General features: G+C 71.6%; 21 protein-coding genes. 17 read left to right on the top strand and 4 right to left on the bottom strand.

Going from position 1 to position 22,183, the window contains the following annotated elements:
• Positions 1-14 precede the first annotated feature (14 nt).
• The 4 genes from OG738_RS07665 to OG738_RS07650 all read left to right on the top strand — a co-directional run bounded on the left by OG738_RS07665 (position 15) and on the right by OG738_RS07650 (position 3,370).
• Positions 15-2,033, top strand: a complete 2,019-nt coding sequence (locus OG738_RS07665) for a type VII secretion-associated protein (RefSeq protein WP_329052418.1) — start codon at positions 15-17, stop codon at positions 2,031-2,033.
• Positions 2,034-2,049: 16 nt separating this feature from the next.
• Positions 2,050-2,415, top strand: a complete 366-nt coding sequence (locus tag OG738_RS07660) for a hypothetical protein (protein WP_329052415.1) — start codon at positions 2,050-2,052, stop codon at positions 2,413-2,415.
• Positions 2,416-2,689: 274 nt separating this feature from the next.
• The gene (locus tag OG738_RS07655; RefSeq protein WP_329052413.1) at positions 2,690-3,016 is read left to right on the top strand and encodes a WXG100 family type VII secretion target; all 327 of its coding nucleotides are present in this window, start codon (positions 2,690-2,692) and stop codon (positions 3,014-3,016) included.
• 60 nt (positions 3,017-3,076) lie between these two features.
• Positions 3,077-3,370 carry a WXG100 family type VII secretion target gene (locus OG738_RS07650; RefSeq protein ID WP_329052411.1) on the top strand — a complete coding sequence of 98 codons (294 nt, stop codon included), beginning with the start codon at positions 3,077-3,079 and terminating at the stop codon, positions 3,368-3,370.
• A 94-nt stretch (positions 3,371-3,464) separates the two neighbouring features.
• On the opposite strand, the gene OG738_RS07645 is transcribed toward OG738_RS07650, so the two are convergent.
• Positions 3,465-4,163, bottom strand: a complete 699-nt coding sequence (locus OG738_RS07645) for a DUF4333 domain-containing protein (RefSeq protein WP_329052409.1) — start codon at positions 4,161-4,163, stop codon at positions 3,465-3,467.
• 28 nt (positions 4,164-4,191) lie between these two features.
• Entirely contained in the window at positions 4,192-5,085 is an 894-nt protein-coding gene (locus tag OG738_RS07640; protein ID WP_329052407.1) for a hypothetical protein, read from the bottom strand.
• A 261-nt stretch (positions 5,086-5,346) separates the two neighbouring features.
• Here OG738_RS07640 and rplM point away from each other — a divergent pair, with 261 nt between their 5' ends.
• The 3 genes from rplM to glmM all read left to right on the top strand — a co-directional run bounded on the left by rplM (position 5,347) and on the right by glmM (position 7,962).
• Positions 5,347-5,799 (top strand): 50S ribosomal protein L13, encoded by a 453-nt coding sequence (gene rplM, locus OG738_RS07635; RefSeq protein ID WP_284745421.1) that lies wholly within the window; start codon positions 5,347-5,349, stop codon positions 5,797-5,799.
• A gap of 14 nt (positions 5,800-5,813) precedes the next feature.
• On the top strand, positions 5,814-6,338 hold the full coding sequence (rpsI, locus tag OG738_RS07630) for a 30S ribosomal protein S9 (RefSeq protein ID WP_329052402.1): 525 nt from the start codon (positions 5,814-5,816) through the stop codon (positions 6,336-6,338).
• 289 nt (positions 6,339-6,627) lie between these two features.
• Complete coding sequence (glmM, locus tag OG738_RS07625; protein ID WP_329052400.1) at positions 6,628-7,962, top strand: phosphoglucosamine mutase; 1,335 nt, start codon at positions 6,628-6,630, stop codon at positions 7,960-7,962.
• Here the strand turns inward: glmM and OG738_RS07620 are convergent.
• Positions 7,948-8,832 carry a cytochrome P450 gene (locus tag OG738_RS07620; protein WP_329052398.1) on the bottom strand — a complete coding sequence of 295 codons (885 nt, stop codon included), beginning with the start codon at positions 8,830-8,832 and terminating at the stop codon, positions 7,948-7,950. The genes glmM and OG738_RS07620 overlap by 15 nt on opposite strands.
• Positions 8,833-8,862: 30 nt before the next feature.
• Between OG738_RS07620 and OG738_RS07615 the strand changes: the two genes are divergently transcribed.
• From OG738_RS07615 to OG738_RS07595, 5 genes are all read left to right on the top strand, one after another.
• Positions 8,863-10,416: a fatty acyl-AMP ligase gene (locus OG738_RS07615; RefSeq protein WP_329052397.1), complete on the top strand. Its 1,554-nt coding sequence runs from the start codon at positions 8,863-8,865 to the stop codon at positions 10,414-10,416.
• Positions 10,409-10,669, top strand: coding sequence for an acyl carrier protein (locus OG738_RS07610; protein WP_329052395.1), 261 nt, complete (start codon positions 10,409-10,411; stop codon positions 10,667-10,669). The genes OG738_RS07615 and OG738_RS07610 overlap by 8 nt, the downstream gene beginning before the upstream one ends.
• Before the next feature lie 176 nt (positions 10,670-10,845).
• The gene (locus tag OG738_RS07605; RefSeq protein WP_329052394.1) at positions 10,846-11,124 is read left to right on the top strand and encodes a hypothetical protein; all 279 of its coding nucleotides are present in this window, start codon (positions 10,846-10,848) and stop codon (positions 11,122-11,124) included.
• Positions 11,124-13,652: a WXG100 family type VII secretion target gene (locus tag OG738_RS07600; protein ID WP_329052393.1), complete on the top strand. Its 2,529-nt coding sequence runs from the start codon at positions 11,124-11,126 to the stop codon at positions 13,650-13,652. The genes OG738_RS07605 and OG738_RS07600 overlap by 1 nt, the downstream gene beginning before the upstream one ends.
• A gap of 19 nt (positions 13,653-13,671) precedes the next feature.
• Positions 13,672-14,136, top strand: a complete 465-nt coding sequence (locus OG738_RS07595; RefSeq protein ID WP_329052391.1) for a hypothetical protein — start codon at positions 13,672-13,674, stop codon at positions 14,134-14,136.
• 7 nt (positions 14,137-14,143) lie between these two features.
• Here OG738_RS07595 and OG738_RS07590 read toward each other — a convergent pair whose 3' ends face one another.
• Positions 14,144-14,968: a dienelactone hydrolase family protein gene (locus tag OG738_RS07590; RefSeq protein WP_329052389.1), complete on the bottom strand. Its 825-nt coding sequence runs from the start codon at positions 14,966-14,968 to the stop codon at positions 14,144-14,146.
• A 428-nt stretch (positions 14,969-15,396) separates the two neighbouring features.
• Here OG738_RS07590 and glmS point away from each other — a divergent pair, with 428 nt between their 5' ends.
• Genes glmS through OG738_RS07565 form a run of 5 tightly spaced genes read left to right on the top strand, consistent with a single transcriptional unit; the run spans position 15,397 to position 22,165 of the window.
• Positions 15,397-17,259, top strand: a complete 1,863-nt coding sequence (gene glmS, locus OG738_RS07585) for a glutamine--fructose-6-phosphate transaminase (isomerizing) (protein ID WP_329052388.1) — start codon at positions 15,397-15,399, stop codon at positions 17,257-17,259.
• 28 nt (positions 17,260-17,287) lie between these two features.
• Positions 17,288-18,727, top strand: a complete 1,440-nt coding sequence (locus OG738_RS07580) for an NAD(P)H-hydrate dehydratase (protein WP_329052387.1) — start codon at positions 17,288-17,290, stop codon at positions 18,725-18,727.
• Between the two features lie 56 nt (positions 18,728-18,783).
• Positions 18,784-19,629 carry a DeoR/GlpR family DNA-binding transcription regulator gene (locus tag OG738_RS07575; protein WP_329052386.1) on the top strand — a complete coding sequence of 282 codons (846 nt, stop codon included), beginning with the start codon at positions 18,784-18,786 and terminating at the stop codon, positions 19,627-19,629.
• On the top strand, positions 19,619-21,067 hold the full coding sequence (xylB, locus tag OG738_RS07570) for a xylulokinase (RefSeq protein ID WP_329052385.1): 1,449 nt from the start codon (positions 19,619-19,621) through the stop codon (positions 21,065-21,067). Before OG738_RS07575 ends, xylB begins: the two co-directional genes overlap by 11 nt.
• A gap of 3 nt (positions 21,068-21,070) precedes the next feature.
• Positions 21,071-22,165: an ABC transporter ATP-binding protein gene (locus OG738_RS07565; protein WP_329052384.1), complete on the top strand. Its 1,095-nt coding sequence runs from the start codon at positions 21,071-21,073 to the stop codon at positions 22,163-22,165.
• Positions 22,166-22,183: the final 18 nt, after the last annotated feature.

Below are 22,183 nucleotides of genomic sequence, written 5' to 3'. Positions count from 1 at the left end.
TTCGGGAGCTGCTGGTGACGGTCCGGGTTGCGGTGGACTTCGGGACGTCGAGCACCTGCGTCGTCGCCTCGGTGAACGGGCGTGATCCGCAGGTCGTGGTGATCGACGGCCAGCCGCTGATGTCCTCGGCGGTGTTCGCGGCCGCGGACGGCACGCTGTTCGTCGGCCAGGAGGCCGAGCGGCAGGCGGCCGTCGACCCGTCGCGGTACGAGCCGAACCCGAAGCGCCGGATCGACGAAGGCGAGCTGCTGCTCGGCGACAGCGTCCTGCGCGTCACCGACGTCGTCCACGCGGTTCTGGGCCGTGCGGTCGCCGAAGCGCGTCGCCTGGCCGGCGAAGCCGAGGTCGACCTGCTGGTGCTGACCCACCCCGCGGACTGGGGCGCCATCCGCACCCGGCTGCTGCGGCAGGCCGCGGGCGGGCTGGCGCGCGAGGTCGCGCTGGTGCCCGAGCCGGTCGCGGCGGCGGTCTACCACGCCGCGACGTTCGCACCGCAGGACGTGACGAACGACCGCACCGTCGAGTTCAGCGGCCGCCCCGGCGACGCGCTCGCGGTGCTCGACCTCGGCGGCGGCACGGTCGACGTCAGCGTGGTCCGGCGGCTGCCGCCGGACGCCGCGCGCGACCGCGCCGGCCGTTCGCAGCGCGGCGGCTTCCAGGTGCTCGCCACCCGCGGCGACCCGGCCTTCGGCGGGGCCGACATCGACCAGGCGCTGCTGGAGCACGTCGGCTCGCTCGTGGCCGGGGCGGACCAGGACGCCTGGCGCCAGCTCGTCGAGGGGCGCGAGATGGTCGACCGGCGCCGCCGCCGCGTGCTGCGCCAGGACGTGCGGGGAGCCAAGGAAACGCTTTCGCGCCACGCCTACACCGACGTGCCGATGCCACCGCCGTTCGCCGACGCGCACGTGACGCGCGAAGACCTGGAACGGCTGATCACGGCGCCGCTGGGCCGCGCGGTGGAGCTGACGGTCGCGGCGATCGGCGACGCGGGCCTGCGGCCGAAGCAGCTCACCGCGATCTTCCTGGTCGGCGGGTCGAGCCGGATCCCGATGATCTCCCGGCTGGTGCACGAACGCACCGGCGTCGTCCCGACGAGCCTCGACCAGCCCGAGACGGTGGTCGCACGCGGCGCGCTCCGCGCGGTGCTGGTGGACCCGGACCGCACGGGTGCGCTGCCCGGCGAGGCGATGGCCCGGCTGGGCGCGGTGCCGGGCGGTGCCCTCAACCCGGCGGCGCAGCGCACGGAGGTCGTCCGCCCCGGCGACGTCGCCCCGCGCGACGCCGGCCAGCGCCCGGCGCCGCCGCGCACCGCCGGGCCGCCCGCCGCCAACGGGTTCCCGAACCGCGCGGCCCCGCCGCCGTCACCACCCCATGGGCAGCCGGTGGCCCGGCCGCCGTGGACGCCGCCCGCCGGCCAGGCCGCTCCGGGTGGCCCGCCGGGCAACCGCCCGGGCGGGGCCACCGCGGCGCCCGAGAAGCAGAGCCGCCGGAAGCTCTGGGGGATCGTCGCCGTCGCCGTGGTCGTCGTGGCCGCGCTCGCCGTCACCGGGGTCTTCGTGTTCCGCGGCTCCGGCGGCCAGGCCGAGACCGGCCGGACGCTTTCGCAGTACGACTTCAAGTTCGTCGCGCCCGAGGACTGGGTCCAGACCGACGACCGGGTCGCCGACCGGCAGGTCGTCATCCACCCGCAGGAGTCCCGGGATGGCAACGACCTCCTGGTCGCCCAGGAGTTCGTGATGGACTACGACGCGACGGCGGACCCGCGGAAGCTGGCGGACTACCTCAAGAGCGGCGTGGACGCCGAACCCGACCGGTACAGCGCGTTCAACCCGAGCCTGGCGTACGCGGGCAAGACCGTGATCGGCTACCACGAGAGCAAGCCGAACCGGCCGGATCTCCAGGTGGACTGGTACGTCGTGGCGAAGGGCCGGATCCGGGTCCACATCGGCTGCCAGTACGCCACCGCGCAACTGCGTGATCGAGTCGCCGCCGCCTGCACGCAGGCCGTGCGCACGGTCGAAATCCTCAACTGAGAGAGCAGGGCACGCGGTGCCGTCCGAAGAGTTCGAAAGCGCCGCGGCGGCCTTCCGGCGCGCCGGCGAAGACGCCGTGACGCACGCCCGGCGCGTCTCAGGGAATGCGAAGGCGCGCAGCCTGCGCCACCGCAGCAAAAACGTCGAACTGCTGAAGCGCGCCGGTCGCGGCGCGAAGTCCGGCGACCCGACTCCCGGCACGTTGCGCGCGGCCGCCGAACGGTTCCGCCGCGCGCGCGGGCTGTCGGTCCCGGAGGTTGCGGCGGTTCCGGATCCGGCCGATTCGGTTCCTTCGCGTTCGCAATCCGCCGCTCGTGCCCCTCGAACGGGTGACGAGGACGAAGACTTTTCCCAGATGCGAATCATGGGACGCGATCGGTGACGATCACCGGAGATCGCTGTGCGTGTGCTAACTCCGCTGGTGGAGAACCCTTTTGCGAGTGACGCTTCGCCGGTTCGTGGCACTCGCGGAATACTCGCGGCGATCGGTTCCCGGCGCGAGCGTTCACGCAAGCAACTACTTGCGGGCAAACCACGACAAGAGGGAACCGGGCATGGCAATGTCTGCGTCGTAAGGCCGTACAACGAACGAGCGCCGTACAAACGGACGAGCTTGGTACGGACGACAACCACTCTTCAGAAGGGGGTCTCCCAGCATGTCTGGTGGAGCCGGATTTACAGGGACAGTTCAGCAGTTCACCGAGGCCGAAGGCCGCGTGACCGAGGTCCGCGCCGGCATGGACAGCAACCTCTCCACGCTGCGCGACCGCATCGAGGCCACCCGCTCCGGCTGGCAGGGCGACGCGCAGAAGGCGTTCGACCACGTCATGGCCCGCTTCGACGACGACGCCCGCCAGATGAACCAGGCGCTGCAGAAGATCGCGGAACTGCTCCGCGAGGCGGGCTCGAAGTACGAGAAGTCCGAGCAGCAGCAGCAGGAGATCCTCGGCGCCGTCAACCGCGGCTTCGACGCGCTCGGCTGATCCTCGTCCTGAACTTTTCCTTTCCACGCACAAACTTTTTCAGTACAGAAGGAGCACATCATGTCTGATGGTGCCGGCATCAAGGTCAATTACGCCACCATCCGCGCGGCCGCGGACGACTGCCAGCAGACGGGTGGCGAACTGCAGCAGGCGTTCGACCGCCTCAAGGACGACCTCAAGCCGCTGATCACCACCTGGACCGGTTCCGCCAAGGAGCAGTACGACCAGGCCCAGCGCACCTGGGACCAGAAGTTCGACGACCTGAGGCAGGTTCTGGCGCAGATCGCCGCCGCGCTGCCGCAGATCGCCGACGGTTACCAGCAGACCGACAGCGCCGTCGAAGGCCTGTTCTGAGCCGGTAGTCCCGGAAACCACGGCGGGCCCGCACTTCGGTGCGGGGCCCGCCGTTTTCTGTTTGTGCAGGAGTTTTCGTGCAAGGCAAGGAAAATCAGTGCGGTGCGCCGACCTCGTACTCGGGCCGGTCGTTGAGCACCCGCACGGTCACCTTCTTGTCCTGACCGCCGATCTTCACCGTGCAGTCGAACGTCGTGCCGTTCTCGGCGGCTTCGTTCGCCGGGCACTGCGCGTTCTTCACGTCCGGCTCGCCGTAGTTCTCGTTGAGGACCTTGACCACACCGTCCTCAAGGGACTGTTGCTCGAGCGTGTTCCCGCGGAACGCGCCCAGCAGCCACGCGGCACCGCCGCCGACGGCGAGCACGAGGACCGCGACTCCGGCGATCAGCACCGGCTTCTTCGACTTCGGCTTCTTTTCCGGCGTGGGAGCGAACGCGCCGAGACCGCCGTACTGCGTCGGCTGGAACCCGCCGCCGTACTGCTGGGGCTGGGGGTTCTGCGTCGGCCGGCCGCCGCTGGGCGTACCCGGCTGCTGGGACGCCGGCTGCCACGGGCCGGGCTGGGGCTGTCCCGGTTGCCAAGGTCCCGAGAACGACCCGCTCGCGCCGGGCTGCTGCGCCGGGTTCCACTGGCCGGTGTAGGAACCACTGGCCGGTTCCGCGTTCGGCTGCCACTGCCCGGCGTGCGGGCCGGTCGCCTGCTGCTCCGGTCGCGACCCGGCGGGGGCGCCCTGGGGGTTGGCCGTCGGCTGCCACCACGGCGGCTGCTGCTGCGGGTCGGGCGGCTGGGTCATCGGTGCTCACCTCGGGTCGTGGCGGTGGTCACTGGCCCTGCGCTTCGCCGAGCCGCTGGTAGAACGCGTTCATCGCCGCCCGGTCGGGCAGTACCGTGATCTGCGACGCGTCCGGCAGCTTCGGCATGTCCTGCAGGCTCGCCTTGCCGGTGAACCGGAAGTCGTACTTGAGCTCCAGGTGGTGGCCGTCGCCGGAGAACTTGGCGTCCATCACGAACGAGACCAGGCTGCCGTCGGGGTTCAGCGTGATCGTGGTCGGCACCATGGCCTTCTTCAGCTCCGGCCCGACCTGGTCGGTGATGCTGGGCGGCAGGATCTCGACCCTGTTCTTGACGAAGATCTCGAACGGGACGTCGACCGTCAGCGCCGTCTTCCCGTCGCCGAGGCTCTTGGCGCCGCGGACCGCGCGCTTGTCGGCCTTGTAGGCGTCCAGGGTCGAGTCCGCCATCCGGCACGGCGTCAGCACGCCGCCCCAGACGCACGGCTGGACCAGGCCGGCCTCCGGCTTCGGCATCGACACCCACGCCGTCGGCGAGACGCCCTTCTGGACGTACATCGGGCCGAGGTAGGTGTACTCGACCGGGCCTTCGGCCGGTGTGTAGGTGTCGATGATCTCGTCGGGGTTCTTCTGCGAGCGGTGCCGCACCGCGCGGCTCTCCGGGTTGCCGGTGCGGGCCGACGTCACGGTGCTGTGGATCCACTTGTCGTCGAACTTGAAGTAGGCGTCGAGGGAGTTGGTGACGTCGCGCGTGTCGGTGATGGCGTCCCCGAGCTTGCCGATGACCTGCTCGAACTTGCCGCCGACGTAGTCCGCCGCGTCGTCGCCCTTCGGCAGGGCGGTGCCGGCCTTCGCCGTGCCGCAGGCGCTGACCAGGGCCAGGATGGCGCCCAGGACGAAGGTCGCCGTCGGTCGTCTGCTCATGCGCGTCCCCTGCTCGGATGGTGCCGCCCGGATCGTCTCATCCTCGCGTGTCGGGGTGGCGCGTGCAGGCACTTCGGCGGGAAAACCGGGTAGAGTCCGGCTGCGCCCGGGGCGGTCGGAGCCTACGATGGGCGTTCGAAGCCACCCCGATGCACAGCGGCGGTGGACGTGGGGGTATCTTCATATGTCGTTGTGCGTTGCGGCGCATCAGCGCTAGGCCCGCACAGAACCCACACGCAATGTTGACGACGAGGTAGACCCTTGCCCACGTACAGCCCCAAGCCCGGCGACGTCACTCGTGCCTGGCACGTGATCGACGCCGAGGATGTCGTGCTCGGCCGGCTCGCGACCGAGGTCGCCACGCTGCTGCGCGGCAAGCACAAGCCGACCTACGCCCCGCACGTGGACACCGGTGACTTCGTCATCATCGTCAACGCCGAGAAGGTCGCGCTCACCGGAAACAAGCGCGAGCAGAAGTTCGCGTACCGGCACAGCGGTTACCCGGGCGGCCTGCGGAAGCGCTCGTTCGGCGAGCTGCTCGACACCAAGCCCGAGCACCTTCTCGAGAAGGTCGTCAAGGGCATGCTGCCGAAGAACAAGCTCGGCCGCGCCCAGGCGAAGAAGCTGAAGGTCTACGCCGGCCCGCAGCACCCGCACACCGCGCAGCAGCCGCAGGTGCGCGAGATCACCAAGATCGCGCAGGTCGCGCAGTGAGTGAGGAACAGTCTGTGACCAGCACCGAGACCGAGACCGCCGAGGTCACGACCGAGGCGACCGAGACCGGCGCCGTCGCGACCAGCGAGACCCCCGCCGAGATCACGGCCACCAGCGAGTCCGCTGCCGCGCCGCGCCCGTCGCGCGCCGCCGGCGGCAACGCGCAGACCGTCGGCCGCCGCAAGGAGGCCGTCGTCCGCGTGCGGGTCGTCCCCGGCACCGGTGAGTTCAAGCTCAACGGCCGCACCCTCGAGGAGTACTTCCCGAACAAGGTGCACCAGCAGCTCATCCGTGAGCCGCTGGTCCTGGTCGAGAAGCCGGACTCGTTCGACATCTTCGCCAACCTGCACGGTGGCGGCGTTTCGGGTCAGGCGGGCGCGCTGCGCCTGGCGATCGCCCGTGCGCTCATCGAGGTCGACGCCGACGACCGCCCGGCCCTCAAGAAGGCCGGCTTCCTGACCCGTGACGCGCGCGCCACGGAGCGGAAGAAGTACGGCCTCAAGAAGGCCCGCAAGGCCCCGCAGTACAGCAAGCGCTGATCGCGCCTCTGGCGCAACCCACCGGAGCGCCCATCCGTCCATCGGATGGGCGCTCCGGCGTTTTCACCGGGGTTGCCAATCCGGCCACCAGCAGGCCGGCCCCCGAGCGGCACGCAACCGTAGCCACGGGCCGGTCCGGCCGTGACTGTGGTCGGATTGGTGACGAACGAGCACTGTGTCGTTTCCGGGGTTTGGAGCGACACTCGGGGGTAGGGGAGTGCGGTCCGGGAGGGTCGCTAGGTTGTCGTGGCCGGTTGCGCTGTCGCAGCCGCACTGAGGAGGTCGATCGATGGCACGCCTGTTCGGGACCGACGGGGTCCGTGGCCTGGCCAACGCCGAGCTGACGCCGGAGCTGGCGCTGGCGCTGGCCGCCAGCGCCGCTCGCGTGCTCGCCGCGCACGACCGCTCGCACCGGCCGGTCGCGGTCGTCGGCCGCGACCCGCGTGCCAGTGGCGAGATGCTCGAGGCCGCCGTCGTGGCGGGCCTGACCTCCGCCGGGGCCGACGTCCTGCGCGTCGGCGTCCTCCCGACCCCGGCCGTCGCCTACCTGGTCGGCTCGCTCGAGGCCGACCTCGGCGTGATGATCTCCGCGTCGCACAACCCGATGCCGGACAACGGCATCAAGCTCTTCGCCGCGGGTGGGCACAAGCTCCCCGACGGCATCGAGGACGAGATCGAAGCCGGCCTCGCGGCCGGCAAGGTCCGCCCGACCGGCGCCGGCGTCGGCCGCGTCCACGACGTCGAAGACGCCCTGGACCGCTACGTCACGCACCTGCTGAGCGCCACGCCGCACTCGCTCGCCGGGCTGAAGGTCGTCGTCGACTGCGCGAACGGCGCGTCGTCGGCCGCCGCGCCCGAGGTCTACCGCCGGGCCGGCGCCGAGGTCGTCGCGCTGTACGCGGAGCCGGACGGCGTCAACATCAACGAGCACTGCGGCTCGAACCACCCCGACAAGCTGCGCGAGGCGGTCGTCGCGCACGGCGCCGACCTGGGCATCGCCCACGACGGCGACGCCGACCGCTGCGTGGCGGTCGACTCCGCTGGCGACCTGGTGGACGGCGACCAGATCATGGCGGTGCTGGCGCTGGCGTTCTCCGAGTCCGGCGAGCTGGTGAAGGACACGCTGGTCGCGACCGTGATGAGCAACCTCGGCCTGCACCTGGCGATGAAGGCCCACGGCATCGCCGTCGTCACGACGGCGGTCGGCGACCGGTACGTCCTCGAGGAGCTGCGCGCGAGCGGCTTCGCCCTCGGCGGCGAGCAGTCCGGCCACGTCGTGCTCCCGGCGCACGCCACCACCGGTGACGGCCTGCTCACGGCGTTGCGCCTGATGAGCCGCATGGCCCAGACCGGCAAGTCCCTGGAGGACCTGGCCGCCGTGATGAACCGGCTGCCGCAGGTCCTGGTGAACGTCCCGGTCGCCGACAAGGCGGCGGTGGCGGACTCCAGCGAGGTCCGCGACGCCGTCGGCGAGGTCGAAGCCGAGCTGGGCGAGGAGGGCCGGGTGCTGCTGCGCCCGTCCGGCACCGAGCAACTGGTCCGCGTGATGGTGGAGGCCCCGGCCCAGTCGACGGCCCAGGCCGCGGCCGACCGCCTGGCCGGCGTCGTCTCAGCGGTTTCCTGACCGGGTGACCACGGCCTTCGCCAGGCCGTGGAACACCGGGTGGGTCTTCCACACCACCTCGCCGACTTCGCAGCCGCCGTCGAGGACCTTCGCCAACGCCGTGAGCGCGATCTCGCCCTCGGCCAGCGCGACTCCCGAGCCCGGGCACGCGTGGCGGCCCAGGCCGAACGGGAGCCCGTCGGTCAGGGACACCGCCACCGGGCCGTCGGCCCCGAAGCGCAGGACGTACCGGGCCGGGCAGATCGACGTCACCAGCTCGCGGACCCGTACCGGAGAAGCCGAGGACGCCAGCTCCAGCCCCGCGCAGGCCAGGAAGTTCAGCGAGTTCTCGTAGGCGGCGTGCGCCAGCACGACCGGGTTGAGCATCAGCTCGTCGTCGTCGAGCCGGCCGGCCGCGTGGGCCGCCCGCATCGCCGTCAGGCCGCCCGGTCCCGCCGGAGCCCGGCTCAGCTGCACGGCGAGCCGGAACGCCGACGCCTGCCCCGCCCGGTCGGTGCCGCCGAAGACGTCGAGGTTCGCGGTCGTCTTCTCCAAGTGGTCCAGGAAGACGTCGTCGAGGGGCAGGCCCAGCACCGCCGACGTCACCGCACCCGCCACCGGCCGCGCGAAGTCGCGCACGAGGTCGAACGACGACCCCAGGCCGCTCACCACGACTTCGATCGCCGCGAGCACCGGGGCCGGCAGCGGCTCCAGGTCCGCGATGATCTCCCGCAATACTCCGCGCACCCGAGCGTGGCCTTCGCCGTCGCGAAGCAGCACGCTGGGCGAGCCACCACCGGGATCGGACGTCAAGCCGGGGGAACGCAGGGCGTGCGCGCACGCGTCGCGACCGGAGACCACGCCGATCCCGTGCCGTTCGAACTCGTCCATCGCCTGCCCACGGTAGGGCAGGATGGGGCCGTGCCGCCCGCAGACGTCCCGGACGAGGTCCTGACCACGCCGTTCACGGACTACCTGCTCCGCAACGCCGCCGTCGACCGGCCCGCGTTCACGTGCCGCACCTTCCCCGGACCCGCCGACCACACGCTGACCTGGCCCGAAGTGCTCGCGCGCGTCCGCGGGGTCGCGCGCGAGCTGCGGCGCCACACGCGGCCGGGCGACCGGGTGGCGATCGCCGCGCGGCAGGACCTCGGGTACGTCGTCGCCTTCCTCGGCACGCTCTACGCGGGGCTCGTCGCGATGCCGCTGTCCGTCCCGACCGGCCGCACGAACCGCGCCCGGCTGGAGGCGGCCTTCGCGGACGCCACGCCGGCGGTGTGCCTGACCTCGAAGGACCTCCTGGAGAAGATCCCGTCGCCGCCGGACGTCGTGCTGGCCATCGAGGACATCGCGCCCGACGCCGCCGAGCCGCCCGCCGAGGTGGCGATGACCGACCCGGCGTACCTGCAGTACACGTCGGGTTCGACGCGCCGTCCGGCCGGCGCCGTGATCTCGCACCGCGCGCTGGTCGCCGCCTGCTGGCAGACCACGCGGTGCTACCACGGGAGCGCGTCGACCCACCTCGCCGGCTGGGTGCCGTTCTTCCACGACATGGGGCTGGTGCTGCTCATCGGCACGCCCGTGTTCCTCGGCGCGCGCTCGGTGTTCTTCACGCCGATGGCGTTCGTCCGCGACCCGCTGCGCTGGATCCGGCTGCTCGCGGACTTCCCGGGCGCGGTCACGGCGGCGCCGAACTTCGCGTTCGACCTGGCCGCGGCGGCCGCGGGGGAGCTGGAAGACGTCGACCTCTCGCACGTCAACTCGGTGCTCAACGGCAGCGAGCCGGTCCGCGCGGCCACCGTCGAGGCGTTCGAGCGGGCCTTCGCTCCGTTCGGGCTGCCGCGCGCGGCGCACAAGCCGTGTTACGGGCTGGCCGAAGCGACGGTGTTCGTCACGAGCGCGGGCGACGAAGGTGCCACCGTGACGACGTTCGACGGCGGCGAGCCGCTGGTGTCCGTGGGGCGGCCGTACGGTCAGCGCCTCCGGATCGTCGACGAAGAGATCCAGGTGTCCGGCCCCAACCTCGCCGACGGCTATTGGGGCCGGCCGGACCGCGGCGACACCTTCACCGAGGACGGCTGGCTCCGCACCGGCGACCTCGGGTTCATCCACAAAGGACAGTTGTACGTCGCGGGGCGGCTGAAGGACCTGATCATCGTCGACGGCCGCAACCACTACCCGCAGGACGTCGAGGCCACCGTCGAGGCCGCGCACCCGGGGATCCGGGCCGGGCGCGTGGCCGCGTTCGCCGTCCAGGACGAGCGCGGTGAGGGTGTCGCGGTGGTGGCCGGCTGCGCGTCCCCGGACGACGACGTCGAGACGGCCGTGCGGCGGGCCGTGTCCGCGGGCCACGACCTGCCGCTGCGCGCCCTGTGGCTGGTCCCGCCGGGCGAGGTGCCGCGAACCTCCAGCGGCAAGGTGTCCCGCGCCGCGGCCCGCGACCGCTGGTGGGGCGAGAATGGGCGCCATGACTGACCCGGCCGCCCACGCCGACGAGATCCGGACGATCGTCTGCACCGCGCTGCAGCTCCCGCTCGAGCGGCTGACCGACACGACGCCGTTCGACGACATCGGCATGACGTCCCGGCAGCGCGTCCAGCTGCTCGCCCGGGTCGAGGTGCGGTACGGCGTCTCCGTCGACCTGGACGAGCTCGACCGGCTGGTGGACGTCCGCGGCGTCGCCGAGGTCATTTCCGAAGCGCTCGCCGCGCAGCACCCCACCGGGTGACCGCGGTTGGGCAAAGCCCAGGTCGGCCGCTGGGCCGAACGCTAGACTCTGTGTGCATCTGCGACGGCACCGAACAGCGTCCGGGTACGTCATAGTCCCGGCACCTGCACCAGGGGCTGTGGATCGAAGGGGGCAAGCCGACCATGCCAGACGGTTACGAAGCGAGTTCTGAGGCGATGACGCGGGCGCAGGTCCGCCTCAACGACGTCGCGGACGACCCGGCCGCCGAGGCCAAGAAGGTCGCGCCGACCGAACTCGCGCAGGCCGACTTCGGCCGGGTCCACGGCGACGGCTACGGCAAGTACAAGTCCGGGATCGACGAGATCGGCGCGGGCATGAACGGGCTTTCGAACGCGCTGATGAACCTGAGCTCCGGGATCGGGACGGCCGGCTCCCAGTACAGCACGCAGGAGCAGAACGCCGGTGCGCAGGCGAAGGCGGCGGGGAGCAAGTAATGGCCGACTGGGCGGAAATCAAGAAGGTCCTCGACGACCCGAACGTCTCCATGGACAAGAAGTCCAAGCTCATGGAGGCGTACGACAAGAACACCTGGAACTTCAACGACGAAGAAGAGAAGTACGCCAAGGAGTACGTCGACGGGTATTCCGACCGGAACTGGCTGACGACGCCGCTCACGCCGTCCGGATCCGACGAAGACGTCGACAACGCGCTCAAGGAAGCCCAGCAGGAATCGGCGGCGAAGGGCAAGGAACAACAGGCCCAGACCGACCGCAAGAACCAGGCGAAGAAGGCCCTCGACGGAATCGCGACACCCACGCTCGGGGCCGGCGCGAAGAGTTCCGACGAACTGCTCGACCAGGGCAAGGTCACGGTCGACTTCCTGGCCCAGTGGACCGACGAGATCTGGAACCAGATCAAGGGCGGGTCCGGCCACATCGACTCGCAGAAGGACATCAGGGACAAGTTCGACGAGAACCGCGGCATCCAGTTCCAGAAGTTCCTCACCGAGGCCGACGACCTTTCCAAGGCGCACAAGGTCGTCGAGGACACGCTGACCAGCAGCGACACCGAGCTCAAGACGCTCTTCGGGGAGTGGAAGGGCAAGGGCGCGAACGCGGCGGAGATCAAGTACGACGAGGCGATCAAGCCGCACGCCAAGGAGCTGTCGCAGCAGATCGACGGCGCTGCCAAGCTGATCCCGCAGACCGTGACGCACGTCTTCAACGCCGTCCAGAAGAAGGTCGACGAGGTCCTGCAGCTGCACCGCACGACGATCGCCCAGGCCGACCTGAACATGGCCAAGGACGTCCTCAAGATCGCCAACGGCGACACCGACAAGTTCGACGACTTCATGAAGGTCGCCGGCTGGGTCGACGCGGTCAACGCGAAGAACGGCAACCAGACGAACCTCGCCGAGCGGCTGCAGAACGACGACTGCGGCTTCAACGACGAGAACAAGGAGTACGGCCGCAACGTCTGCCGCTACTGGCGCGACGGCGCGTTCACGACCGAGTACCAGAGCCTGATCACCGCCTTCAACGGCTCGTGCAAGTCCGCCAAGGACACGATCGACCAGCAGTTCGGCGCGCTCGAGCAGTACATGAGCGGGTACACGAACCAGCTCACCGAGGCCAAGAGCGACGGCAAGGGCGCCGACACGGGCACCGGCACCGGGAACGGGACCGGGACCGGCACCGGGGGCGGGAACGGCGGCGGTGGATCGACCGGCGGCGGCGGATCCACCGGCGGCGGGGGCAGCACGGGCGGCGGGGGCAGCACGACGCCGTCGGCGGCCGAGCCGCCCAAGGCCGAGGACCCGGCGAAGCACGACGACGGGAAGAACCCGATCACCGGCCAGCCCCTCGAGGTCGACCCGTCGACCGGCAAGCCGTACCCGATCGACCCGACGACCGGTGAAGCCATCAAGCACACCGACGAGACCGAGACGGTGTCGGTCAAGAAGGGCGACAACACGATCGAGATGTCCGAGCCCGACAAGGCGGGCAAGCAGGACATCTCCGTGGACGACGGCCACGGCCACCAGAAGGACTACCACCTCGACTGGGGTGACGACGACAAGAAGGCCGAAGCCGGCAAGGACGGCGCCGGCGGCTTCGGCCCGCAGGGCTCGCACGCGGTCAAGGACGGGCAGCCGTCCGCCGACGGCAGCTACCAGCCGGGCGCGGACGGCAAGATCCACATCCAGGACGGCAACCTCAAGATCACGGCCGAGCGGCCGGACGGGCCGGGCGGCCCGACGATCGTGACCGTCGACGACGGCAAGGGCGAGCCGACGACGTACACGCTCGACGAGAAGAACGGCCCGAAGGCCGGCGACGTCAAGGCCGACCCCGCGTCGGCCACCGACAGCAGCAGCTCCGCGATCCGGCACGACCCGGGTGCCGAGCCGCCGCTGACGAAGGACCCGGCGCCGGCCAACCCGGACCCGGGCTTCACGCAGGGCGCGGCGGCCGGTTCGAGCGGGTTCACCGCGCCGGGCGGCCAGGACTTCTCCGGTGACCTCGGCGGCAGCGTCGGCGCGGAACCGGCGGTGGCCACGGCCGACGCGGGGGCCGGCGGCGGTGCCACCGCGGTGGCCGGTGGTGGTGGCGGCGACGCCACGACCACGGCCGGGGCGAGCGACTTCGGGTCCGCCGTCACCGGTGGCGGGTCGGCGGACTTCGCCGGCGCCGTGTCGCTGGAACCCGGTGCGCACACGGGCAGTGACGCGTCGATGCCGATGTCCGACGGCGGCGGGCTCGGCGCGACCCCGGTCGACCCGGGCGCGCACGCCGCGGCCGCGGCGAGCGGCTCGTCGAGCATGAGCGGGATGTCCGGCATGGGCGGAATGATGGGCGGCATGGGCGGCGCGCCGGGCGGGGGCGGTGGCGGCGGCGACCAGCAGCGCGGGCCCAGCCAGTACCGCATCGAGGGCGGCGTCTTCGAAACCAGCGGCGCCAAGGGCCGGATCAGCGGCTCGCTGGACGACGAGGGCGACCGTTCGATCCGGTACGACCGGTGACGAGGGCTGAGGAGGGCCGATGAGCAGCGCCGAAGACCGGTATCGCGCGGCGATCTCGACGATGGACGCCGCGGCGCGGGAGCAGGACGAGCAGCGCGGGTTGCGCGAACGCCGGGTCGCGGAGGCCGAGACGCAGGCCCGCGAGGGGCTGAAGAACGAGCTGGCCGCCGCGCAGAAGTACGCCGAGCACATGGACGAGCTCACCAAGCGCAAGCAGAGCGCGGGTGGCTGGGCGACGGAGAAGACGCTGGCCGACAAGGGCCGCGAGTCGCTGATGGAGTTCGGCGTCGCGGACGAGGAAGCGGACACCGGGCGCACGCCGTACCCGACGCCGAGCTACGGCATCCCGGCCGCGGCGGCACCGCGACCCGAGCCGACGCCGGAACCGCCCGCGCCCCCGGCTCCGGAGCCGGCGAAGCGGGGACGGCACGCGCGTCCGGTGGAGGACGAGGACGACTTCTCCAGCACCAGCTGGCTGGTCTGACCCTCGGTCAGTGCGCGGGTTCTTCCTCGCGCTCGATGGGGGCGCGCTTGACGTCGGCCTCCAGCAGGGGCCGGTACTTGTCGGTGCCGGTCAGGTGCGTCAGGAAGAACGCCGTGAACAGGGCGCGCGTGAGCTGCTGCGTCTTGCGGTGCGGCTTGCCGTGCATGATCAGCTGCGACCAGTGCCGTCCTTCGGTGACGCCCAGGTGGGTCGACTTGCCGAGCGTGCGCAGCTGGACGTCTTCGCCGCCCCAGGCGTCGGTGATCGCCTCGGCGTGCGCGACTTTCGGGGCGACCAGGTCCTCTTCGGCGGCGAGGTGCAGGCCGGGAACGGTGATGGCCTTCGCCGACTCGGTTGCGGGCGGCAGCGTCTGGGCGGCGGCGATGGTCGCGACGGCCTTGATCCGCTGGTTCCCAGCCTGCGCGTCCTGAGCTGCGGCGAGGACCGCGGAGCCACCGCCGGTCGAATGCCCGGCGAGGCCGAGCTTGGCCGGGTCGACGCTGATGCCGTCCGGCCCGAGCCGCACGGTCGTGACGACGTCGAGGGTGGTCAGGAGGTCGGCGGCGAGCAACCGGTGCGAAGGCAGCGGCCCCCGCTGCGTGGCCGGCGCGGCGGCGACGATGCCCCAGCTGGCGAGGTGGTGCAGCAGCTGCCGGTACCGATCGGCGGGCTGCAGCCACCCGTGCCCGAAGGCGATGGCGGGCAACCCGAGACCGGAGCGCGGCGTGAACACCACGCCGGGCAGTCCGACCAGGGCGAGGTTGCCCCGCAGGACCTCGTGCGGACCCGGGTGCGTCAACTCCGCGAGCAGCTGCTTGGGCTTGCTGGCCATGGCGGGAACCCTACTGTGCGGGAGCGACGGTGGCTCGCCCGCCGCTCCGGTGACCCGCGGGGACGCGCCCGGCGGCGACCTGGGTGGCCGGGGTCGCACTGGGTGAACTGCGGCGCGAGAGATGGCCGCTCTTCACTCACGCTGTCCGCCGTGGTCCCGGCGGGGCCGGAGCTGTTGCGCCGCGTGCCCCCGCCGGTCGGCCCGCGTGCCCAGCCGGTCGGGCTCACGTGCCTGGAGGGTCGGCTCGCGTACCTGAACGGTCGGTTCGGCCACCTGGCCGCATGACCTTGCCGGGCGAACCCGCCCCTTTCACCCTCGTGCGCCCCAAGCCGCATTGGTCCGGACCACCGGCGTTGGCATCTTCGCAGGTCAAGCTCGGTTTCCAGACCCCGTCAACCCGCTGAACATCCCTCGTTAGGCTGGTGCGCGTGTGTGGAATCGTGGGATATGTCGGGCACCGCCCGGCTCTGGACGTCGTCCTCGGCGGGCTCCGGCGGATGGAGTACCGCGGGTACGACTCGGCCGGTGTCGCGGTCCTCGACGGCGCCGGGGCGCTGACCGTCGAGCGCAAGGCGGGGCGCCTGGCCAACCTGGAAGCCGAGCTCGACAAGCTCGGCCGGGACAGCATCACCGGTACCGCCGGCATGGGCCACACCCGCTGGGCGACCCACGGCGCGCCGATCGACCGCAACTCGCACCCGCACCGCGACGCCTCGCAGCGCGTCGCCGTCGTGCACAACGGCATCATCGAAAACTTCGCCACCCTGCGCGCCGAGCTGGAGGCCGACGGCGTCGAGATGGCCAGTGACACCGACAGCGAGACCGCCGCGCACCTCGTCGCCCGCGCCTACACCGAGGGCGACACCAAGGGGGACCTCGCCGCCAGCGTCGCCGCTGTCTGCCGTCGGCTCGAAGGCGCGTTCACCCTGGTCGTGACGCACGCCGACCAGCCGGACACCATCGTCGCCGCGCGCCGGTCGTCGCCGCTGGTCGTCGGGGTGGGGGAGGGCGAGCACTTCGTCGCCTCCGATGTCGCCGCGTTCATCGAGCACACCCGCGAGGCCGTCGAACTGGGCCAGGACCAGCTCGTCGTCATCACCCGCGAGGGCTACGAGGTCACCGACTTCCACGGCGACGCCGCCCAGGCCAAGCCGTTCACCGTCGACTGGGACCTGTCCGCCGCCGAAAAGGGCGGCCACGAGTACTTCATGCTCAAGGAGATCGAGGAGCAGCCGGAGGCGCTGGCCAACACGCTGCGCGGGCACTTCGAGTCCGGCCGGATCATCCTCGACGAGCAGCGCATCTCCGACCAGGACCTCCGCGACGTCGACAAGGTCTTCGTCGTCGCCTGCGGGTCGGCCTACCACTCCGGCCTGGTCGCGAAGTACGCCATCGAGCACTGGACGCGGCTGCCGGTCGAGGTCGAGCTGGCGTCGGAGTTCCGCTACCGCGACCCGGTCCTCGACCGCGACACGCTCGTCGTCGCGGTGTCGCAGTCCGGCGAGACGGCGGACACGCTCGAAGCCGTCCGGCACGCGCGTGAGCAGAAGGCGCGTGTCCTGGCCGTCTGCAACACCAACGGTGCGCAGATCCCGCGCGAGTCCGACGCCGTGCTCTACACCCACGCCGGGCCCGAGATCGGCGTCGCGTCGACCAAGGCGTTCCTCGCCCAGATCGCGGCGAACTACCTGGTCGGCCTCGCGCTCGCGCAGGCCCGCGGCACCAAGTACCCGGACGAGGTCGCGCGCGAGTTCGCCGAGCTGGAGGCCATGCCCGCGGCCGTCCAGAAAGCATTGTCCACAGTGGACCAGGTCCGGGACCTCGGCCGCCGGATCGCCGACTCGAAGGCAATCCTGTTCCTCGGCCGCCACGTCGGGTTCCCGGTCGCCCTCGAAGGCGCGCTGAAGCTCAAGGAACTCGCGTACATGCACGCCGAAGGCTTCGCGGCCGGCGAGCTCAAGCATGGCCCGATCGCGCTGATCGAAGAGGGGCTGCCGGTCGTCGTCGTGATGCCGTCGCCCAAGGGGCGCGCGGTGCTGCACTCGAAGCTGGTGTCGAACATCAGCGAGATCCAGGCGCGCGGTGCCCGCACGATCGTGATCGCCGAAGAGGGCGACGAGACGGTCAGGCCGTTCGCGGACGAGCTCATCGAGGTTCCCGCGGTGCCGACGCTGCTGCAGCCGCTGGTGTCCACGGTGCCGCTGCAGGTGCTGGCCGCGGAGATCGCCCGCGCCCGCGGGTACGACGTCGACAAGCCGCGTAACCTGGCGAAGTCCGTCACTGTGGAATAACACAGCGTATAGAGCGGGGGCCCGAGCCGTGCAGGGAATCTGGACCACGGAACGGATTCGCGAGGCGGAGGGGCGGGCGTTCGCCGTCACGCCCGAAGGCGAGCTGATGCGCCGGGCGTCGTTCGGCTTGTCGGTGCAGATCGCCGACCTGCTCGAAGACCACGCCGGCGGTGTCTCCGGACGCCGGGTAGTGCTGCTGGTCGGTTCCGGCGACAACGGCGGCGACGCGCTCTGGGCGGGAGCCTTTCTCCGGCGACGTGGCGTCGCCGTCACGGCGATCCTGCTCAAGCCCGAGAAGGCCCATCCCGCCGGTCTCAAGGCGCTGAAGCGAGCCGGGGGCCGCGCGGTGTCCGCCGAGGACGGTCCACAGTGGATCGCCCGGGCCGACGTCGTGGTCGACGGGATCGTCGGGATTTCGGCGTCCGGATCGCTGCGGCCCGACGCCGCGCGGCTGGTGGACCTGGTCGAGGCGCCGATCGTGGCGGTCGACCTGCCCAGCGGCGTCGCCCCGGACACCGGCGCCGTCGACGGCCCGGCGGTGAAGGCGACCCGCACGGTGACGTTCGGCGCGCTCAAGCCGGTCCACGCGCTGGCGCCGTCGTGGTGCGGCGAGGTCGTGCTGGTCGACATCGGTCTCGAGCTGACCGACCCCTCGCTCCTGCGGCTCGACCTCGTGGACGTCGCGGCGGCCTGGCCGATCCCCGGGCCGGACGACGACAAGTACAGCCAGGGTGTGGTCGGCATAGCGGCGGGCTCGGCGACGTACCCGGGCGCGGCGGTGCTGGCGGCGGGCTCGGCGGTCCGCGCGACGGCGGGCATGGTGCGCTACGCGGGCCACGCGGCCGACGTCGTCCGGTCGCAGTGGCCGGAGATCATCGCGACCGGCACGGTCGCGGACGCCGGACGCGTCCAGGCGTGGGCGGTCGGCCCGGGCATCGGCACCGGCTCCGAGGGCCGCGACGTGCTGCGGCACGTGCTGGGCCAGGGCGTCCCGGTCTGCGCGGACGCCGACGCGACGACGATCATCGCGAAGTCTCCCGACGTTCTCGACGCGCGTGACCCGGACACCCCGCTGGTGCTGACCCCGCACGCGGGCGAGTACGAGCGTCTGATGGGTCGCAAGCCGGGCGCGGACCGCGTGACGGCGGCCCGCGAGGCAGCGAAGAAGTACGAGGCGGTGGTGTTGCTGAAGGGGCACGTCACGGTGGTGGCGGCCCCGGACGGCCGCGTCGCGGTGAACACCCCGCGCGGCGCGTGGCTGGCGACGGCGGGCTCGGGCGACGTGCTGTCCGGCCTGGTCGGCTCGCTGCTGGCCGCGGGCCTGGACCCCTGGCTGGCCGCCGCGGCGGCGGCCCACGTGCACTCGCTGGCGGGCGCGATCGCGGCCCAGAACGCGCCGACGTCGGCATCGGGCCTGGTCCACGCGATCCCGGAGGCCATCCGCGCGATCCGCTCACTGACGACCTGAGAAGAGTTATCGAGTTCTCTGTTAACTCCGGGCGATAAATCTGGTAAGAATGCCGTGTGAGCGGCGGCACAGGAGTAGGATCATCCTCGGGGGACCGGAAGACCCGGCCGTCCGATGCCGTCGTCGAACAGCGGCGGCAGGACATCCTCGATCACGTCATCGAGCAGGGCGAAGCCCGCATCGACGACCTGACGACGAGGTTCCGGGTCAGCCTCATGACCATGCACCGCGACCTCGACGACCTCGCCGAGCGCCGCCTCCTCCGCAAGCTGCGCGGAAAGGTCGAGGCCTATCCCGCCCTCACCATCGAGACCGCCGCCCGCTTCCGCGACACCCTCCACCACGGCGAGAAGGAAGCCCTCGGCGAGGCGGCCGCGAAGCACGTCCAGCCCGGGCAGACCGTCTTCGTCGACGACTCCACCACCCTCCTCCCGCTGGTCAAGCGCCTGGCCGAGATCGACGCCCTCACCGTCGTGACGAACTCGCTGCACGCCGCCCGGCTGCTCGGCTCGAAGGTCGACGTCGTACTGGCGGGCGGCCGCTACTCCCCCGAGTACGACTCCTGCGCCGGCCCGGAAGTCCTGAACCTGCTCGACTCCATCCGCGCGGACGTCTCGTTCGTCTCGGTCACCGCCGTCGCCGTCGGGCGGCTCTTCCACCCCGACCGCGACTACGCCGAGCTGAAGAAGGCGGCCCTCCGGATCGCCAACCAGACCGTGCTGGTCGTCGACCACTCGAAGTTCGGCCGCACCGCCACCTACGCGCACGGCGACGTCGGCGACTACGACCTGCTGATCACCGGCCAAGCCACACCCACCGAGGAGATCGAGGCCGCGCTGAACGCGGGCACCTCGATCGAGATCGTCGAACACGTCGCAGAGGGGCAGCCCTATGACAGCTGAGCTGGTCGCCGGGATCGACTCGTCCACGCAGTCGACCAAGGTCGTCGTGTGCGACGCGCGCACCGGTGAGATCGTCCGCACCGGCCGCGCGCCGCACCCCGAGGGCACCGAGGTCGACCCCGCCGCCTGGTGGGACGCCTTCCGAGACGCCACGAAAGGGCTGCTCGACGACGTCAAGGCCATCGGCGTCGGCGGGCAGCAGCACGGCATGGTCACCCTCGACGAGAACGACGACGTCGTCCGGCCCGCACTGCTGTGGAACGACACCCGCTCCGCGCAGTCGGCGCTCGACCTCATCGACGAGCTCGGCGGCCCGTCCGTCTGGGCCAAGTCCGTCGGTTCGGTGCCGGTCGCCAGCTTCACCGTCACGAAGCTGCGCTGGCTGGCCGACCACGAGCCCGAGCTGGCCGACCGCGTCGCGCGCGTGTTGCTCCCGCACGACTGGCTGACCTGGAAGCTCACCGGCGGCGACCCGGTCACCGACCGCGGCGACGCGTCCGGCACCGGCTACTTCTCGCCGTCCGACAACGCCTACCGCCTCGACGTCCTGAGCCACGCCTTCGGCGGCCGGACGCCGGAGCTGCCGACCGTGCTCGGCCCGGCCGACGTCGCCGGGCACACCCCGGACGGCGTGCTCGTCTCGGCGGGCACGGGCGACAACATGGCCGCCGCGCTCGGGCTCGAACTCCAGGCCGGCGACGTCGTCGTCTCGCTCGGCACCAGCGGCACCGTGTTCGGCGTCGCCGAAAGCGGCGCGGCCGACGCGTCCGGCGAGGTCGCCGGGTTCGCCGACGCCACCGGCCGGTTCCTCCCGCTCGCCTGCACGCTCAACGCCGCGCGCGTCCTCACCGCGACGGCCGGCATGCTCGGCGCGACGCTCAGCGAGTTCGACCGGCTCGCGCTGCGGGCCGGGCCCGGTGCCGGTGGCCTGACCTTCCTGCCCTACCTCGACGGCGAGCGCACCCCGAACCTGCCCGGCGCCACCGGCTCGCTCAGCGGCCTGACCAGGTCGAACATGACCCCGGAGAACCTCGCGCGCAGTGCCGTCGAAGGCATGCTCTGCGGCTTGGCCGCCGGGCTCGACGCCGTGCGCGCGCACGGGATCGACGTCCACCGCGTGCTGCTGATCGGCGGGGGCGCGCAGTCGGCCGCCGTTCGCGCGGTCGCGCCGCTCGTGTTCGGCGTGCCCGTGCAGTTGCCCGAAGTCGCCGAGTACGTCGCCATCGGCGCGGCGCGGCAGGCGGCGTGGGCCCTGGCTTCCAGTGCGGAACCCCCGTCCTGGCAGGAAAAAGGGCAGAGCAACAACCCCCAGAAGACCAGGCTCGAGCTGGACGAGCCGACCGAGGCGCAGCGCGCCGAGGGCCACCGGATCCAGCAGCGCCACCTCGAAGCCCGCGAAGCGGCGTACGGGGTCCGGCGGAATCTCGGAGAGGACTGACCGATGGCTTCCATCACCTACGACAAGGCGACCCGGCGCTACCCCGGTTCGGACACGCCCGCGGTCGACGCGCTGGACCTGGAGATCGCCGACGGCGAGTTCCTGGTGCTGGTCGGCCCGTCCGGCTGCGGCAAGTCGACCAGCCTGCGCATGCTCGCCGGCCTCGAGGACATCGACGACGGCAGCGTCTGGATCGGCGACCGCGACGTCACGCAGCTGCCCCCGCGGTCGCGCGACATCGCGATGGTGTTCCAGAACTACGCGCTGTACCCGCACATGACGGTCGCGCAGAACATGGGCTTCGCGCTGAAGATCGCCGGCCGCCCCGCGTCCGAGATCAAGCAGAAGGTCCTGGAGGCCGCGAAGCTGCTCGACATCGTGGACTACCTCGACCGCAAGCCGAAGGCGCTCTCCGGTGGTCAGCGCCAGCGCGTCGCGATGGGCCGCGCGATCGTGCGCGAGCCGCAGGTCTTCCTCATGGACGAGCCGCTGTCGAACCTCGACGCGAAGCTGCGTGTCTCGACGCGTACGCAGATCGCCGCGCTTCAGCGCCGCCTCGGTGTCACGACCGTGTACGTCACGCACGACCAGGTCGAGGCCATGACGATGGGCGACCGCGTGGCGGTGCTCTCGGACGGCCTGCTGCAGCAGTGCGACACCCCGCGGGCGCTCTACGACCGGCCCGCAAACGCTTTCGTCGCCGGCTTCATCGGCTCGCCGGCGATGAACCTCGTGACGGCGAAGGTCACCACGGACGGCGCCGAGCTCGGTGGCGCGCGCGTGCCGCTGACCCGCGAGACGCTCGCGGCCGCCGACGGCGACACCGTGAAGCTCGGCTTCCGCCCGGAAGCCCTCGAGGTGACGACCAGCGAGGACGGCACCCTGCCGATCAAGGTGGAGCTGGTCGAGGAGCTGGGCTCGGACGCGTACGTCTACGGCAAGCTCGCCGAGACCGACGCCGAAGACACCCAGCCGAACATCGTGGCCCGCGTCGACCCGCGCACCCCGCCGGCGATGGGCGACACCATCCGCCTGCGCATCCGGCCGGACGCGCTGCACGTGTTCTCCGCCACGGGTGCCGGGCTGCGCCTGCCCTGACCTCGCGTCATGGGAGAC

The organism is Amycolatopsis sp. NBC_01488, from assembly GCF_036227105.1.
In the GTDB taxonomy this organism is placed as follows: Bacteria; Actinomycetota; Actinomycetes; order Mycobacteriales; family Pseudonocardiaceae; genus Amycolatopsis.
This window is presented reverse-complemented; position numbering and strand designations above follow the sequence as displayed.

Excerpts from the sequence above, each read along its gene's own strand:
- OG738_RS07620 (WP_329052398.1), bottom strand. The coding sequence starts at position 8,832 with ATGGACGAGTTCGAACGGCACGGGATCGGCGTGGTCTCCGGTCGCGAC.
- OG738_RS07645 (WP_329052409.1), bottom strand. The coding sequence starts at position 4,163 with ATGACCCAGCCGCCCGACCCGCAGCAGCAGCCGCCGTGGTGGCAGCCG.
- xylB (WP_329052385.1), top strand. The coding sequence starts at position 19,619 with ATGACAGCTGAGCTGGTCGCCGGGATCGACTCGTCCACGCAGTCGACC.
- glmM (WP_329052400.1), top strand. The coding sequence starts at position 6,628 with ATGGCACGCCTGTTCGGGACCGACGGGGTCCGTGGCCTGGCCAACGCC.
- OG738_RS07650 (WP_329052411.1), top strand. The coding sequence starts at position 3,077 with ATGTCTGATGGTGCCGGCATCAAGGTCAATTACGCCACCATCCGCGCG.
- OG738_RS07640 (WP_329052407.1), bottom strand. The coding sequence starts at position 5,085 with ATGAGCAGACGACCGACGGCGACCTTCGTCCTGGGCGCCATCCTGGCC.
- OG738_RS07595 (WP_329052391.1), top strand. The coding sequence starts at position 13,672 with ATGAGCAGCGCCGAAGACCGGTATCGCGCGGCGATCTCGACGATGGAC.
- OG738_RS07590 (WP_329052389.1), bottom strand. The coding sequence starts at position 14,968 with ATGGCCAGCAAGCCCAAGCAGCTGCTCGCGGAGTTGACGCACCCGGGT.
- OG738_RS07610 (WP_329052395.1), top strand. The coding sequence starts at position 10,409 with ATGACTGACCCGGCCGCCCACGCCGACGAGATCCGGACGATCGTCTGC.
- OG738_RS07600 (WP_329052393.1), top strand. The coding sequence starts at position 11,124 with ATGGCCGACTGGGCGGAAATCAAGAAGGTCCTCGACGACCCGAACGTC.
- OG738_RS07565 (WP_329052384.1), top strand. The coding sequence starts at position 21,071 with ATGGCTTCCATCACCTACGACAAGGCGACCCGGCGCTACCCCGGTTCG.
- OG738_RS07605 (WP_329052394.1), top strand. The coding sequence starts at position 10,846 with ATGACGCGGGCGCAGGTCCGCCTCAACGACGTCGCGGACGACCCGGCC.
- OG738_RS07655 (WP_329052413.1), top strand. The coding sequence starts at position 2,690 with ATGTCTGGTGGAGCCGGATTTACAGGGACAGTTCAGCAGTTCACCGAG.